Source organism: Pseudomonas sp. ADAK2 (assembly GCF_012935755.1).
In the GTDB taxonomy this organism is placed as follows: Bacteria; Pseudomonadota; Gammaproteobacteria; order Pseudomonadales; family Pseudomonadaceae; genus Aquipseudomonas.
The window spans coordinates 1382752-1395387 of the sequence record NZ_CP052862.1 but is presented as its reverse complement, the minus strand read 5'-3'; the positions used below and the strand labels follow the sequence as shown (position 1 = coordinate 1395387).

At 56.2% G+C, this 12636-nt stretch carries 18 protein-coding genes; 8 read left to right on the top strand and 10 right to left on the bottom strand.

Features of this window, described 5'->3' with window-relative positions:
• The first annotated feature begins 41 nt into the window (after positions 1-41).
• Positions 42-1031, top strand: coding sequence for an acyltransferase family protein (locus HKK52_RS06315; RefSeq protein WP_169370052.1), 990 nt, complete (start codon positions 42-44; stop codon positions 1029-1031).
• 60 nt (positions 1032-1091) lie between these two features.
• On the opposite strand, the gene HKK52_RS32545 is transcribed toward HKK52_RS06315, so the two are convergent.
• Positions 1092-1289, bottom strand: a complete 198-nt coding sequence (locus tag HKK52_RS32545) for a hypothetical protein (RefSeq protein WP_237150716.1) — start codon at positions 1287-1289, stop codon at positions 1092-1094.
• A 272-nt stretch (positions 1290-1561) separates the two neighbouring features.
• Here HKK52_RS32545 and HKK52_RS06310 point away from each other — a divergent pair, with 272 nt between their 5' ends.
• Positions 1562-1747 (top strand): hypothetical protein, encoded by a 186-nt coding sequence (locus tag HKK52_RS06310; RefSeq protein WP_169370051.1) that lies wholly within the window; start codon positions 1562-1564, stop codon positions 1745-1747.
• A gap of 197 nt (positions 1748-1944) precedes the next feature.
• Positions 1945-2163 (top strand): hypothetical protein, encoded by a 219-nt coding sequence (locus HKK52_RS06305; RefSeq protein WP_169370050.1) that lies wholly within the window; start codon positions 1945-1947, stop codon positions 2161-2163.
• Between the two features lie 58 nt (positions 2164-2221).
• Here the strand turns inward: HKK52_RS06305 and HKK52_RS06300 are convergent, their stop codons facing one another.
• Together HKK52_RS06300 and HKK52_RS06295 are read right to left on the bottom strand one after the other, a co-directional pair.
• The gene (locus HKK52_RS06300) at positions 2222-2527 is read right to left on the bottom strand and encodes a hypothetical protein (protein WP_169370049.1); all 306 of its coding nucleotides are present in this window, start codon (positions 2525-2527) and stop codon (positions 2222-2224) included.
• 132 nt (positions 2528-2659) lie between these two features.
• Positions 2660-3196: a sterol desaturase family protein gene (locus HKK52_RS06295; RefSeq protein WP_169370048.1), complete on the bottom strand. Its 537-nt coding sequence runs from the start codon at positions 3194-3196 to the stop codon at positions 2660-2662.
• A 477-nt stretch (positions 3197-3673) separates the two neighbouring features.
• On the opposite strand from HKK52_RS06295, the gene HKK52_RS32770 reads away from it, so the two are divergent.
• Both HKK52_RS32770 and HKK52_RS32540 read left to right on the top strand, forming a co-directional pair.
• A complete protein-coding gene (locus HKK52_RS32770; RefSeq protein WP_272900297.1) occupies positions 3674-3799 on the top strand; it encodes a hypothetical protein in 126 nt (41 codons plus the stop codon).
• A gap of 1 nt (position 3800) precedes the next feature.
• A complete protein-coding gene (locus HKK52_RS32540; protein WP_237150714.1) occupies positions 3801-3989 on the top strand; it encodes a hypothetical protein in 189 nt (62 codons plus the stop codon).
• Between the two features lie 17 nt (positions 3990-4006).
• Here HKK52_RS32540 and HKK52_RS06285 read toward each other — a convergent pair whose 3' ends face one another.
• On the bottom strand, positions 4007-4582 hold the full coding sequence (locus HKK52_RS06285; protein ID WP_169370047.1) for a hypothetical protein: 576 nt from the start codon (positions 4580-4582) through the stop codon (positions 4007-4009).
• A 158-nt stretch (positions 4583-4740) separates the two neighbouring features.
• Positions 4741-5229: a hypothetical protein gene (locus tag HKK52_RS06280; RefSeq protein WP_169370046.1), complete on the bottom strand. Its 489-nt coding sequence runs from the start codon at positions 5227-5229 to the stop codon at positions 4741-4743.
• A 443-nt stretch (positions 5230-5672) separates the two neighbouring features.
• Between HKK52_RS06280 and HKK52_RS06275 the strand changes: the two genes are divergently transcribed.
• A complete protein-coding gene (locus tag HKK52_RS06275; protein WP_169370045.1) occupies positions 5673-5909 on the top strand; it encodes a hypothetical protein in 237 nt (78 codons plus the stop codon).
• Between the two features lie 111 nt (positions 5910-6020).
• On the opposite strand, the gene HKK52_RS06270 is transcribed toward HKK52_RS06275, so the two are convergent.
• A complete protein-coding gene (locus HKK52_RS06270; RefSeq protein WP_169370044.1) occupies positions 6021-6218 on the bottom strand; it encodes a tautomerase family protein in 198 nt (65 codons plus the stop codon).
• A 162-nt stretch (positions 6219-6380) separates the two neighbouring features.
• Here HKK52_RS06270 and HKK52_RS06265 point away from each other — a divergent pair, with 162 nt between their 5' ends.
• Positions 6381-7283, top strand: coding sequence for a LysR family transcriptional regulator (locus tag HKK52_RS06265; RefSeq protein ID WP_169370043.1), 903 nt, complete (start codon positions 6381-6383; stop codon positions 7281-7283).
• Between the two features lie 1026 nt (positions 7284-8309).
• Positions 8310-8750 (top strand): hypothetical protein, encoded by a 441-nt coding sequence (locus HKK52_RS06260; protein WP_169370042.1) that lies wholly within the window; start codon positions 8310-8312, stop codon positions 8748-8750.
• Between the two features lie 942 nt (positions 8751-9692).
• On the opposite strand, the gene HKK52_RS06255 is transcribed toward HKK52_RS06260, so the two are convergent.
• The 4 genes from HKK52_RS06255 to HKK52_RS06240 all read right to left on the bottom strand — a co-directional run bounded on the left by HKK52_RS06255 (position 9693) and on the right by HKK52_RS06240 (position 12260).
• A complete protein-coding gene (locus tag HKK52_RS06255; protein WP_169370041.1) occupies positions 9693-9902 on the bottom strand; it encodes a hypothetical protein in 210 nt (69 codons plus the stop codon).
• Between the two features lie 469 nt (positions 9903-10371).
• Positions 10372-11421 carry a tyrosine-type recombinase/integrase gene (locus tag HKK52_RS06250; RefSeq protein WP_169370040.1) on the bottom strand — a complete coding sequence of 350 codons (1050 nt, stop codon included), beginning with the start codon at positions 11419-11421 and terminating at the stop codon, positions 10372-10374.
• Between the two features lies 1 nt (position 11422).
• Positions 11423-11665, bottom strand: a complete 243-nt coding sequence (locus HKK52_RS06245; protein ID WP_169370039.1) for a DUF4224 domain-containing protein — start codon at positions 11663-11665, stop codon at positions 11423-11425.
• A 37-nt stretch (positions 11666-11702) separates the two neighbouring features.
• Entirely contained in the window at positions 11703-12260 is a 558-nt protein-coding gene (locus HKK52_RS06240; protein ID WP_169368740.1) for a hypothetical protein, read from the bottom strand.
• Positions 12261-12636: the final 376 nt, after the last annotated feature.

Below are 12636 nucleotides of genomic sequence, written 5' to 3'. Positions count from 1 at the left end.
ACTTAACGCGCAAAATAATTAGACATTCAAGGATGAGGCGCGTGGGAGCTTTTCGACTGCTGCTGGCGGTGCTGGTGGCGATTTCAAATATGGGCGTGACGTTTGCGGGGCTCAATCCCGGCGTTGTCGCGGTGGTTTCCTTTCTGATCATCAGCGGCTACGTGATGACGTCCCTGATCGAGAGGAATTACAACAGTCCTGGGCAGTTTCCGTTGTTCTACGTGGATCGACTGTTGCGGCTTTACCCGCAGTTTCTGCTCTATTTCATCGCCTCCTGCGTGGTGATTTATTTTCTGTTACCCGGTACGCCGCCTGCGGCAGCGCTGACCGTCAAGAACATCGCCCTGAGCCTGACGATTGTTCCGCTGGATTTGTACATGTACGGCTTCACCATCCCCGAAATCCTGCCGGCAGCCTGGTCGCTGGGGCTCGAAGTGTGTTTCTACCTGCTGATCCCGTTCCTGATCGTCTACAAGCTGCGAGGCCTCGCGTTTGCGCTGTCGGTGGCGGTGTTCATGGTCGCGTCCCTGGGTTACATCAACACCGACGTCTACGGCTACAGACTGCTGCCCGGTGTGCTGTTTATCTTCCTTTGCGGCAGCTATATGTACAGGTTACAGGCCAGGGGCGGGATGATGGTTGCCGCTACCGCCATCATGGCCGCGCTAATGTTCGTGGCCATTGCCGCGGGGATCATTCCTCGGCGCCCCTTCAACGCCGAGGTGACCGCCGGCATCGCCCTGGGCGTGCTGGCCGTATTCTTGCTGAGCAGGCTGAAATACCACCGCATTGACGAGTTGCTGGGCAACATCAGCTATGGCGTGTTTCTGAACCACTTTGTGGTGATGTTTTTCCTGCGGGGGTTCTGGCCTGCTGCCTGTAACGTCCCGACGATGCTGCTGCTCTCGTTTTTGCTGAGCGGCGTGTCTTACTGCTTGGTCGAACGGCCGGCGCTGAAGCTCCGTCACTCGCTGCGTGCGGGCGGGGGATATGGCCTGGGACGGGAGCAGCGCGGTGCAAGCACCGCGTAGGGCGGGGCTTGCTGCACGCCAAATGTCGAGTCATCTGGCGTGTGACAGGGAAGTGTCGGATCAGGCGCAGGCGTGGCCGAGTGGGTTGTCTTGCGCTGCCGTGATCAAGTGCAGGGGCACGTGCGGTGGTGCATCGACGCAGGGCAATTCGAAATGGCCCACTATCTGAAGATGTCGCTCGTTCAGTCCGGTCGACTCTTGTGCCTTTGCCATAGCCATTCTCGCGTGGTTCGCTGCGATTTCATTGAGAGTTGACACGTTACATCTCCGGGGACTGAGCAAGCTGATTGTGATTGCCGCCGCGTCAGAATTACGTCGTTCTGGGGCCGCTAGACCGGCCTTTGCAATCCCCACGCCAGACAGGCTCGCGCATGCCACGCCACCTTTTTGCAGGCGACGAATGGTGTCATCCAGCGCCTGTTAACGTGCACCGACCGTCAGGCTGCGTGAATTATCGGTCATGGCCGGACTCCATTGATCGAGGGGCAATTGTTCCTCGATGGCGGTGTACTCCGCACTGAGGCAACGTAATGACATCGTTCGAAGATTTCAGAACCCAATCACACGCGCTCTTGATCGAGCTGGATGCCGCGACGATGGGAATGATGACGTTGGTGACATCAAAATGCGTTTCAGGGCCGGAATGGGACGCGGCCACGAAAAGACAGCACGATGCGTACGAACGCTGGAACGCCTTCCTTAATATCCGCGGCTAACACCTGCGAAGGGGCCAAGGCTCTCGCCGACAAGATGCTGAAACACAGAAAATAACCGCCGCCCAGCCATCGCGCTGGGCTTTTTCATTGGCGCGCGTTACCGGTGATCGGCCGCCGTGAATCATTCACCGAATACCGGCTCAATGTTCCTGAAGCCTTTGCTTCTCTGTTTTGGCAGGTCAATGGGAGTGGACGCAATGACGTCAGTCGACGATTTCAGGATCAAGTCCCACGCACTGCTGATGGATCTCGATGCGGCAACCGCGCAAATGATGCAACTGGTTTCCGCACGGTCGGTTTCAGGGCCGGCATGGGAGGAGGCCGTCAAACGCCAGCACGATGCCTATGTGCACTGGAACGCCTTTATCAACAATCGTGACGGCGCCGATCCGGCCGATGGTCCGCCTGACGCTTGAACAGCGAGCAATGGGCGAAAAAAAGCCCGGCGCTGGGCCGGGCATGTATTGTTTCGATTCAGCTCCCAGAGCCGGTACCCCCTTTACCCTCACCACCCCCTTTGGAACCTCCGGCGGGAGCAGGGCCGTTATCGGTCGTGCCAGAGTCGGCGCCATTGGATATGGTTCCCGTCGTGCCATCAATGCCGGTGGCCGACTTGCCACCGTCCGTACCCGTCCCGACGCTGTTCGTTTCGTTACCTTGCGGCTGCGCGGTCCCCGGTGGAAGGGCGGAGCCTTCGGTCGTCTTCTCGGCAGCCAGGCCATAAAGCGAACAGGTGGAGAGCAGACCGGCGAGGGTGAGCACTGCAAATTTGTTTTTCATGGTTCAAATCTTCCATAAGCGTGGTTGACACAATATTGGAAGAAGGGGAAATGCAAAGGTGCTGGGGAGCGGACGGGCGGTGGTTAAGTTGGGGGTGGGTGTGTGGCCCGCAACCCGATACGACAGGGTGTTTTATGTGTTTTCCTCGACCGTGCTGAGCGCCGGGACCCGGACATAGGTGCCGAACACGTGATCCCAGAGTGGCGAGGACACGCCGAAATTCTTCTCGACGCCTTTGCGGTGATGCAGGTCATGATTGACCGCCAGTCCCGAAATAAAACGGTAGGCCCAGTGTTCCGGGCGGTGCATCACGTAGTGCAATGAGATGTAGAAGAAGTAGCCGACGATCACGCCGGTGAAAGCCGACGTCAGGCCGGTCAACCACGCAAGTACCAAAAGTCCGGCATAGGCCGAGCTGGTCTTCCAACTGGAAATGCCGATGAAAGCGAGCACATCAAGATGATGGGTCCAATGTTCCCGGCGGTATAACGAGTGGAACAAGAAGCGGTGCACCAGGTACTCAACCAACGACCAGGTCAGCAGGCCGGCGAGTGCCTCACCGAGATGTAAGGGGGCGATACACAGGGCGAGGGCGACAAACAGTGGAACGGTAAAAAAATCGAGGTAATACGCAGCCGATGACATCAGCCATTTGTTGGACGCAGCCATGCGCAAGAATTCCTTGGTGTGCCCGATAGGCATCATTTTATGAGTCGATGGGGTGAAGCGCGGCAAAACTAACATAAGAGCATTGGATTGCATATTTCGGCTGCTCACTTTCTTGGCTGCGGGAGTAAAACTCACGTACATCCTTATTGATTGGATCCAAAAAAAGTTATAACCCTATTCTTTAACGGTCTGCGATATCAGTCGGTTTTACTGCTAGGTTGGCAATGCGCGACATCAACGTTGCTAATTGCAAACAGTGTACGGTCTGCCCATAAAAGTCCTCTTTGAACCCGATACTTGCACCTCGCGGCTTGAGATATAACGTGCCGTTACCCGGCCGATCAAGAGCAATGCGGTAGCGGCTTCGATAACGATCATCCGTCAACATCCGGCCAGGTAAACATCATCGCTTTTCAGTGTTGCTGTAACTGAAGGACTGCCGCCGCGCGGGCTGTTTTTTTGCAATTAGGAGCATTCATGTTTGCAGCGGCACTGATTTACATCATGGCGGTCATCAGCCCGGGCCCGAACTTCATTATTGTCAGCCGTTTTTCATCACTCCATTCGGTGACCGCCGGTGTCGGCGCCACAGTGGACCGATAAGGTGCTGGTGGTGCTGTTATGTTCAACGCTGGAGTTGATCTGGTATTCAACGGTGGCCTTGCTGTTCGGACAAGGCCGGGTCCGGGCGCTGTTTCTGAAATACACGCGCCAGATCGACGTCGGGCTGGCTGTCTTTCTGGTGGGGTTCTCGTTGAACAATGCCATCCCCGTTTTTATTGGCAGTCACTGAGGATGGCCTGTTCTACCTCAGCCCTGGCGCGATGCCGGTGTTCTGCGGTAGCGATGGGTCAGCAGCAAGGCCAGCATCAGGCCCAGCAGGCTGGCACCATAGGACATTTGCAGCGCCAGGAAGTAATCCACGGTTTCGCCGGGACGCACACAGCTGTAGCCATAGCTTTGGCCTTCCTGAGTGACGCCCGGCGCGTCGGTCAGGTCAACGGGTGGCAGGGGTTCCTGGGGTGCCGTCGGAGCATCGGGCTTGCCGATGTAGCTCGGGCTACTCCAGCTTTGCTCCGACAACTGATTTATCGCCGCCAGTTGCCCGGCGTTGCAACGATTGAGCGCATAGCCTCCGATGATAATCACGGCAAATACCAAGATCAGCATCGGCACCACGTAGTAGCGCTGTGCAGGTAGCAAGCGCACCACCACCAGTCCGGCAATAAAGCCCGAGACCCATGGGTTGGCCCAGAAAGCCCAACTGCCGCCCCAGCCCTCGGGGATCAGGAACATGAGCGTGTAGGGCACGACAAATCTCACCAGCAGATTGCACAGGGCAGCTACCAGGACGGCGATCAGCAGGGGTTTGATCAAAGACTTCATTGGGTAGTCATAACCTTGGGTGGGCAGTGTAGAGCGGGGAGAAAAAAAGGCGCGGCCACGCGACCACACTAAGCAGCGAACGCGGGACCCGTCTTGTCAGGCAGCAGGAGACGCCGTGAAGCCACAGGGCTCGCGACGTATCCATTTACTGCCGGGTATCAGGAAGCGTTCTGCTGATAGCTGCAACCCACGTAGAGATCGCTGTCCTTGTCTTCCGTGGAAACCACTCGCAGGGTTGCGCCGTTGTCGAGGCTGCGCTGGAAGTCGACATAACCGTCGGTATCCAGGACTTTTTTCAGCTCCAGTTTGCTGGCGATCTGCTCTGCATCGGCCTTTGGACTGCTGCTTTTGGCCTGGAGAAAGAAGCTGGCGCGGTCAGTCATCACTGCGGTGGTCGACGATACACCGTGCACCGTCAGCGCCGGCGTGACCTGCCACGCGCCGCCGCCCCATGGGCTGTGTGGCACATCCTTGGGCAACGACAATTGTCCAGCGTCCACCAGGCCATTGAACTCGGCCACCTGCTGCGCACTGGCCTGGCACTCCGCCAGCGCTTTGAACAGATCGCTTTGGCTCGGGCCGGCGGCCAACACAGAAAAGGTAGACAGGCACCCAGCCAGGGCGACGAAACCAAGAGAGACTTTCATGACGACATCCTTGTTCAGTTGAACCAACAGGTGATGGGCACCCGCGGTGAATAACAGCAGTTATTGGGTATTGAGCTTCCTGCCCGGCTGCACACGGGTTGGCGCTGCGGGGCAGAAGCTTGCCATCGCTGACGTTAATATGCCATCAGGGTATCCCCGAGAATGGGCTGCCGTGGAAAAGCCTGTTTTTTAGGCTGAAACCAATCAGTGTCCACCTGTTGAAAGGCATGAGTCAGCACTAAATATTCAACTCTTTATTGTTCCCGCCTTTAGCCGTTGTATCGTTTTTCTCCAAAGGTTCGACTATGCCGAATCGTGGTGTGAGCTTAAGTAGAGGCGCAACGTCAACCGCCCGGGCCATGCTCTACCTATGAGTCTGAACTATACGATGATCATCAAGTCAGGATGGTTAGCTGTACTTCTAGCCATATGAGGATGCCACCGTGCGCAACTTCACCCTGGAATACCTGTTCAACGGCGAGCCCCGCACGTACATGTTCCAATTAAAGCAGCTTCAACTGCCCGTCCACGAGGCGGCGATGCACCTGTTGCAGCTGCACTTCGGCGATGGGGAGAACAGCTTGATCATGCCTAATGCGGACGCGACGCCGGAGCAGGTTCTAGAGCAGGCTGAACGGGTAGGGCTGACGCAGATCAAGGTCGCCGATCAACCCCGATGACGCCAGGACTTGGCATCTGCGCTGCCGTATTTTTCAGAGTCCTTTTTTTGGCATCTCTTGGAGCAAGGGGGCGCATCGCTGACCAAGCCGATGCACGTAGCGGCCGACAACTCAGGGTTTATCTGGAGCTTGCCCGAACAGCTTGCCCGCACCCGCCCAGTCCGATGGCGCAATGTCTTCGAAGATGACGTAGATGTAGTTCGCATCAGTACCGGTGTACCTGACGATGCTTTCGGTGATGTCTGCGGCAACCGCAGCTTTTTGCTCGTGTTCCTTACCTTCGAACCAGCTCACACGTACGACGGGCATGACGTATTTCCTCTTTTAGGCATGGATCAGAGATGCGGCTTTGTTGGCGTCGAGCCGCATCGATGTCTTTCGAGAGCCCATGCTAGTGTGGAGTCTGCTGGCGATAAACAGCCTGAAACTATAATCTGGGTAGACATAGATTCTACAATCAGACGATTTTTTATGGTTCCTATCGATTCCTTTCAGGGTGTGATCACGTTTGTGGTCGCGGCGCGATCCACCAGTTTCACTCAGGCGGCCGAGCGCCTCGGACTCTCCAAGTCGGCGGTGGGCAAGTCCATTGCGCGGCTAGAAGAGCGTCTGGGAACCCAGCTGTTTCATCGCACCACCCGACGGATTTCCCTGACGGCCGATGGCGAGGCTTATTTGACGGCTTGCTCCACCGCCCTTGAAGAAATCGGCGCTGCTGAAAGCGGGCTCGGTCCAAGGGGCGCAGAACCATCAGGTCGCCTGCGGGTAGATATCCCGGTGGCATTCGGTCGTCGGGTAGTGGCCCCATTGCTGTTCGAGATCGCCAACAAATATCCCGCGCTGCAATTGCACATGACGTTTTCCGACCACATTGTTGATCCCTTCGAAGAGGGTATTGATCTGCTGGTGCGCTTCGGCGATTTGAAAGACACCAGTGGCCTGGTGGCGCGCCGGTTGACGCGCCAGCGCTGGGCGATTTGTGCCGCGCCCAGCTATCTGGCACGTTTTGGTGTTCCGCAAACACTGGAAGAGCTGAGCCATCACCACTGCATTGTCGGCCATCGCCGGGGCCAGCCGCTGTCATGGCGCGTCAGGCAAGGGGCAGAAACGGTGCGTTATGCACCACTGTCCGCCCACCAGATTGGTGACGGGGAAGCCATGATTCTTGCGGCCGTTGCCGGGACAGGCTTGTGCCAGATGCCGCGTTGCCTGTTCAGAGAAGACATCGAAGCGGGCAGGTTGGTTGAAGTGCTTGAAGCATACGAGCCGGATCCGGTGGATGTGCACGCCGTCTGGCCAAAGGTGTCGCATCTGCGTCCCAAGGTCAGGTACGTGGTCGATGAGCTGGTCAAGCTCTGTGAGCATTGGCAGTGAGGCTGTCGAATCCGACTTTCAGTATCAGTAACGCAGCGCATCAACGACCACAGCAAACGCGGACGAGGAGCTGATTCAGTTCGCCCCTAATTTGAGTTTTATGTTGTTGGATGGCCACCAAGACCATGACGGCGCTGGGGTATAGCAGCCTGGCTGATTGGCTGGTGTTGCATCGCAGCGGACGGTGTAGCCTTTGTTGTTGAGTTCCCTTCCGCCTTCGCCGGTACCGCGCTCACTGTATGAGGAGCAACCACCGAGTAAAGCCGCAATCAAAAGAATCGTTGTGTACTTCATAAATGCCTCCCTGCGTGGAGCACATAGCTTAATCATTGAATCCCGCCGAGTGCGGGCTTTTTTTCGCTCAGAGAAAAGTGATGCCTGTTATCGGGAAGACCGCGACACCCTTGCTCGCCTGCTGTGGGGCGAAGCCTCTAGCCGTTATGTCGAGGTCGTAGAGCTCTTTGCGAACTTTTGCGAGCTGCCCGGACCGCTGTCGAAGATTGCTCATTGCTTCCTCGCGGATACTGGCGCGCAACCAGGTTCACTCTAGTGAGATCAGTCTGGTGCTGCTCAACGACCGATTTAGCCGGCGAAGGTGGGGCAAGGACTTAAATTTGCTGGTTGGCTTTGTGCCTGTGGCAACGCTTTTTACTCTACGTAGGCGGGTCCGAAACCATTTTGCAAGTCAACCATGGCGTGGACCTCGGAGTGACATGCCCCCTATGGGCATGGGGCGTGAGCGCCGTTTAAGCCTGCAAGGTGTATGGGGCGGGCGCTTACATTACAAAAACCGTTGGTCAGTTTTCAATGCAACCCAACAAGCTAGAGGCTACGTTTGTGAGCGAGTCCGTAAAGCGACGGGAGAAACCAAGAAGTAGCTGAAGCGTTAATTTGAGCTGGACCCAATGACGTTGATTCCAGGATGGAACTTGAATAGGGCGCGGTACGTCGTTCAGGCGATGCGTAGTCAGACTTCCAGTCTGTAACGCAAAACCCGCCACCTTTAGCCTGTTAAGGAGAACATAGATGGCAATCAGCCAAGTACTCGAAACATCAGATAAGACAGCCCTCGTCAAAGCTGAGGTTTACCGTTGGTATAACCTCTTCTTTCCGTGGTCGCGCGGCGTGTCTTCTCAGTCAGAAGGCGCCATCAAACCCTTATACGATGCGCTGGCTAGTGAGTTCCGAGTGGTGCTCACGGATGGCCAGATCATGGGGCGGGCGGACTACTGGGAGCGACTCTGGGGCCTACACGGAAAGCGTGTCGGGAGCCCCGAATCGCACATCACTAATCTGTCGATCACACCCCTTCCAGGGGACTTCTTTCTAGCGGTATTCGATCTCGTAAAGGACGGTATTACCAAGAAGAAAATTGATTCGGCCCTCATGCGCATCGACCACACCTCCCCATCGGGAATCTCGTGGATTTACGTCCATGAAAGCGAGCATGAGAGGTTGCTCACGTGAGTCGCTGCGAAGCAGTGCATTCGATGAGTTTGAACAGACTGCGCTGCACTTTATGCTCCCGCACGTGAAAGAGAAGCTGTAGTTGTTGGACTGGGGTGACTACCTCGTCGCCGAGATCAAGCTTCAGTTCAGCAAGGCTTTCATTTCGAAATATCTTCGCCACGTTTTCGCTTATTTGCACTTTGTGGCGTGGACTTTCTATTGCCTGGTAGCGTACAGGCAACAAAAAGCCCGGACTTTGCCGGGCCTCTTTGAACATCACTCAGCGAGAATAAAGCTTCCTCACTTGCTCTTTGCGTTCGTAAATGGATTTACTCTTTCGCCTTTGAACCCAACCCCAGAGTGCGTGCACGGGGTGAAGTACGGCTCCAAGCACGCAAAGCAGCATGATGATGAAGAGCGAAATAAGCGGGATGCTTTCGTGCGAGAACATGGTGGGTTACTCCTGTATTCACTATGTCGGAACCTTGAGGGTAGACACCTGCAGCGGCGGCAGGATGAATGTATGTTCATCTTTCTCTGCTTGAATTGCGGCGGATCAGCTGTTACCCAACAACTCATTGATACTGCGGAACGAGCAATTGCAGGTGCTCCGTCGATAAGAGATAGGGTGGCGCCTTTCAGGGCGAGGAAGAATCAAGCGGATTTTGATATGGACGTTGTCGGGGGACATCGGCTGAGCCGCGTTCTTCGACCCCGTTGGCAAGCTCTAGAATGGCCGCTCATAGATATGGTTCAGAATCATCAGCTCAAGCACGGCCACCAACACACAGAATGCGACAAATCCCCGAGTAAAGGCCCGACGAGGCTTTTCGTAAGACGAAATATTGCCGAAGAGAGTGAGGAGGTCGGATAGAAACTCAAGAAGCCCCATAGATGTATGCCTTCGCTCCGTCAATTTACCCAGCCTGCAACTGGATGGCAGGCTGCCTCGTACATCACTTAATGGAGCGTCGCAACCCTGCGACTCTCGCCAATTCTGATCCGATCCAACGCTCTGTTTAGCGAATCCAAAGCATCAAGCAGCGCTTTCGCCTCAGATTCCCGGCCATCACCCCAAAGGCGTTCAGCCATTTTGTTCAGGGCCTGGATAGAGCGCTCAATGTCCGCAGCGGTCGCCGCCGTTTTATTTTCCTGCTGTTTCTTCGGCATTCAGTAACCCTTTTGCTGGACATTGCTTGGCTCTCAGGAGCTCGCGCGAGTCCATCGTTCGCTAGACCCTGTATTTGGTCGACTCCGCCAAGCCCAAAGCGCGAACTATGGCCGCTGGAAGGTCAGCGTAGCATCGTGTTACATGACGAATAATTAACGATCGGCAGGACGCCGGACGAGGGGTGTAACAGGTAGGGTTATGGGACACATGCCAAAAGGCAGCGATTTCACCAAATCCCAGAAACGAAAAAGCCCTGACTAATCAGGGCTCTAACGTATTCAAGATGGCGGAGGCGATGGGATTCGAACTCATGGACCTGTTACAGTCGACGGTTTTCAAGACCGCTATTCGAAGCCGCTGAAACCGGGCCCTGTAGCTGTTTTTCGTTACAGTACTTTCGTTTTACGGCTCCTCTGAAGGCCGCATTCTACAAGGGGTCAAGTTTGAGTTTTGTAACGGGTTTTTGGGCTACTTTGACGGCTTGGCGATGGCGCCGATGCGGCGGTAAACACGTTCGGTAATGTCGCCCTTTGTGTGACCCAGAAGCAGGCTCGCATCGCCGACGTCGAGGATTTCCGACGCGGCTTTCGGCCTAATGTCACGGAACTGGAAGCTGCCGATTTTCTCGGCCAGTTGAACATCGCCTTTCTCATCAGCCTCTTTCTTGGCTTTTTCACGAGCCTTGTCCCATCGGTCGCGGAGCATCTTCGCGGTCATGCGTTTACCGCGCGCACTCACAATCAGATAGCTGCAAATGTGCTGAGCATTGCGCTCAGCCATTTTTGCGATCAGCAGCCCCAGGCTGTTGGCCTCGTCGCCGTCGGTCATTTGAATACGCAGCTTTTTGTGTGTCTTGTTCTGCTGTACACCCAAATATTTCCCCTCGACATCGTCCTTTCTCATGACCAGGACATCTGCCGGCCGCTGCCCGGTCAGGTAGGCCAGGTCCATCGCGTCTTTCAGCTCTTGAGCAGCCTTCTTGTAAACAGCATCCCAAACAACATCATTCGCGTAATAGTCCCGCGGCGTTTCCTTGTTTTTACGAACACCCTGGCAGGGATTCTCTTTGGTCGTCAGCCCCCATTCCCGAGCGATATTGAAGACGTGGGAAAGGGTGGCGATCTCGCGATTCGCCCGTACCTTGGCCGTCCGCGCATCCCGGTAGCCAGCAATCGTGGCCGGGGTGATCGAGTCGATAGGGGCGCTGTCGAACATCGGCCGGAGCTGCTTGATCTCTGCCAGGTTGTCCTTCTGGGTGCGCGCCGCTTTCTTCGAGACGATATCGCGGATGTATCGGTCGAAGATGCCCTTCATGGTGCGCAGGTCGAGCGGCTTTTCCTTGGCTTCGAGCTCCGCCCATTTGATCCTGGCCAGGTCCAGGTCTTTACCCAGTGGAATCGCCTTCCCGGTCAGGTCGAGGTAGTAATAGGCGATCCAGTCTTTTCCGCTTTTCCGTGGCCGCGTCCATTGATACATCCGGGGCGGCAAATTACGTGTTTCGGCCTTGCGGGGTCGCATATCAGTTCACTCGCGAGAAGTCAGGCGTCCATGCCGGCGCCGCCGGCGGTGGGTTGGGGTCCATGATGGTCGGGGAGAGCATGCCCAGCTTCATGCGGGCGTACATCCGGCCCACGAGCGGCCGCTTGCCGCGGCTTTCGATAAACACCCACTGGCGATCAATTAGCCACCGGCGTTGGTAGGCCCTGGCCTTGTAGCCGGTAATATCGGCGAGCTCTTCGTCTGAGAGGATTTCTGTTTCCATGTTGTTGCTCCATGCCGCGCGTGACGGCAGAAGGTGGTTATTGGGCGGCTTTGGCGATTACTGCTTCAGCGGGGGCGAGGGCGGCGTTGTACTTGTCGAGTCGTGCGGAGCCAAGCCTGGCCAGACCGACGAGATTGGTGAGGCTTTCCAGCAGTTCTTTGCTTTGATCCGTCAGCTTGATCACCTCCTTGCGGAGCTGGTCAGCGTCCTCCATCCATTCCTCTGCCATTATTTCGAAGTGTTCGGCAGGCTCCCATGGGGATGGGACGACGTTCGTTACCCAGTCGGGCCAGTGCTCAACACTTTCGCCGCGTGCGATGCGTTCAGCCTTCATCGTGTCGCCCATGGCTCGCAGCTCTTTTGCTCGGCGCTCGGCATCTTCCCTATTGAGGCAGGGATATTCTTCGCCCGGGCCAACACTGTGGATTGCCCAGAGCTGCAAGACTGGCTCAGCCAGAATGCACCGGAGCGCCAGAACTTCAGATGGTGTCGCGCCTTTATCCTCGAGCGCCGTCAATGCTGCTTCGGCAAGGATGCGGGGTACGGTGACGACTTCGGCTGCTGGTGGCGATGGCGCAGCCATTTCTTCAAGCATTCGTTCTATTCCGGACATGATTGAGCCTCGCCCGCCTTTTCACCGGCAGGCCTTGTGGTTTAATGAGAGAAATTAAGGAGAAGTTGCTATGGAAAACGCGTTTCGAAACCCGTTGTTTCTAACAGGGCTACCACTGACCGTTTGTGGCTTTGCTATCACCGCGCCTGGCTTGTGGATCCCAGGTTTGGTTTTGATGGTGTGCGGATGGGCCAAGGGGAAGAAGCAAGACTGAGGTCATCATCGCGGCCCCTTGTAGCAGTACACGTAGGCGAACTAGGCGAGGGCGATCATGGCTTCACCTCGCGGCGCGCCCAGCTGACGAAAGCCCCGTTTTCGGTGTCAAAGATTCCCAGCAGGAACCATTCAGGCCCGGGTG

Bases quoted from the DNA above. Each gene is read 5' to 3' on its own strand.
- HKK52_RS06280 (WP_169370046.1), bottom strand. From the start codon at position 5,229: ATGAAAGTCTCTCTTGGTTTCGTCGCCCTGGCTGGGTGCCTGTCTACC.
- HKK52_RS06270 (WP_169370044.1), bottom strand. From the start codon at position 6,218: ATGCCCGTCGTACGTGTGAGCTGGTTCGAAGGTAAGGAACACGAGCAA.
- HKK52_RS06305 (WP_169370050.1), top strand. From the start codon at position 1,945: ATGACGTCAGTCGACGATTTCAGGATCAAGTCCCACGCACTGCTGATG.
- HKK52_RS06260 (WP_169370042.1), top strand. From the start codon at position 8,310: ATGGCAATCAGCCAAGTACTCGAAACATCAGATAAGACAGCCCTCGTC.
- HKK52_RS32770 (WP_272900297.1), top strand. From the start codon at position 3,674: ATGTTTGCAGCGGCACTGATTTACATCATGGCGGTCATCAGCCCGGGC.
- HKK52_RS06250 (WP_169370040.1), bottom strand. From the start codon at position 11,421: ATGCGACCCCGCAAGGCCGAAACACGTAATTTGCCGCCCCGGATGTAT.
- HKK52_RS06245 (WP_169370039.1), bottom strand. From the start codon at position 11,665: ATGGAAACAGAAATCCTCTCAGACGAAGAGCTCGCCGATATTACCGGC.
- HKK52_RS06285 (WP_169370047.1), bottom strand. From the start codon at position 4,582: ATGAAGTCTTTGATCAAACCCCTGCTGATCGCCGTCCTGGTAGCTGCC.
- HKK52_RS06300 (WP_169370049.1), bottom strand. From the start codon at position 2,527: ATGAAAAACAAATTTGCAGTGCTCACCCTCGCCGGTCTGCTCTCCACC.
- HKK52_RS06255 (WP_169370041.1), bottom strand. From the start codon at position 9,902: ATGCCGAAGAAACAGCAGGAAAATAAAACGGCGGCGACCGCTGCGGAC.
- HKK52_RS06310 (WP_169370051.1), top strand. From the start codon at position 1,562: ATGACATCGTTCGAAGATTTCAGAACCCAATCACACGCGCTCTTGATC.
- HKK52_RS06295 (WP_169370048.1), bottom strand. From the start codon at position 3,196: ATGGCTGCGTCCAACAAATGGCTGATGTCATCGGCTGCGTATTACCTC.
- HKK52_RS06240 (WP_169368740.1), bottom strand. From the start codon at position 12,260: ATGCTTGAAGAAATGGCTGCGCCATCGCCACCAGCAGCCGAAGTCGTC.
- HKK52_RS06265 (WP_169370043.1), top strand. From the start codon at position 6,381: ATGGTTCCTATCGATTCCTTTCAGGGTGTGATCACGTTTGTGGTCGCG.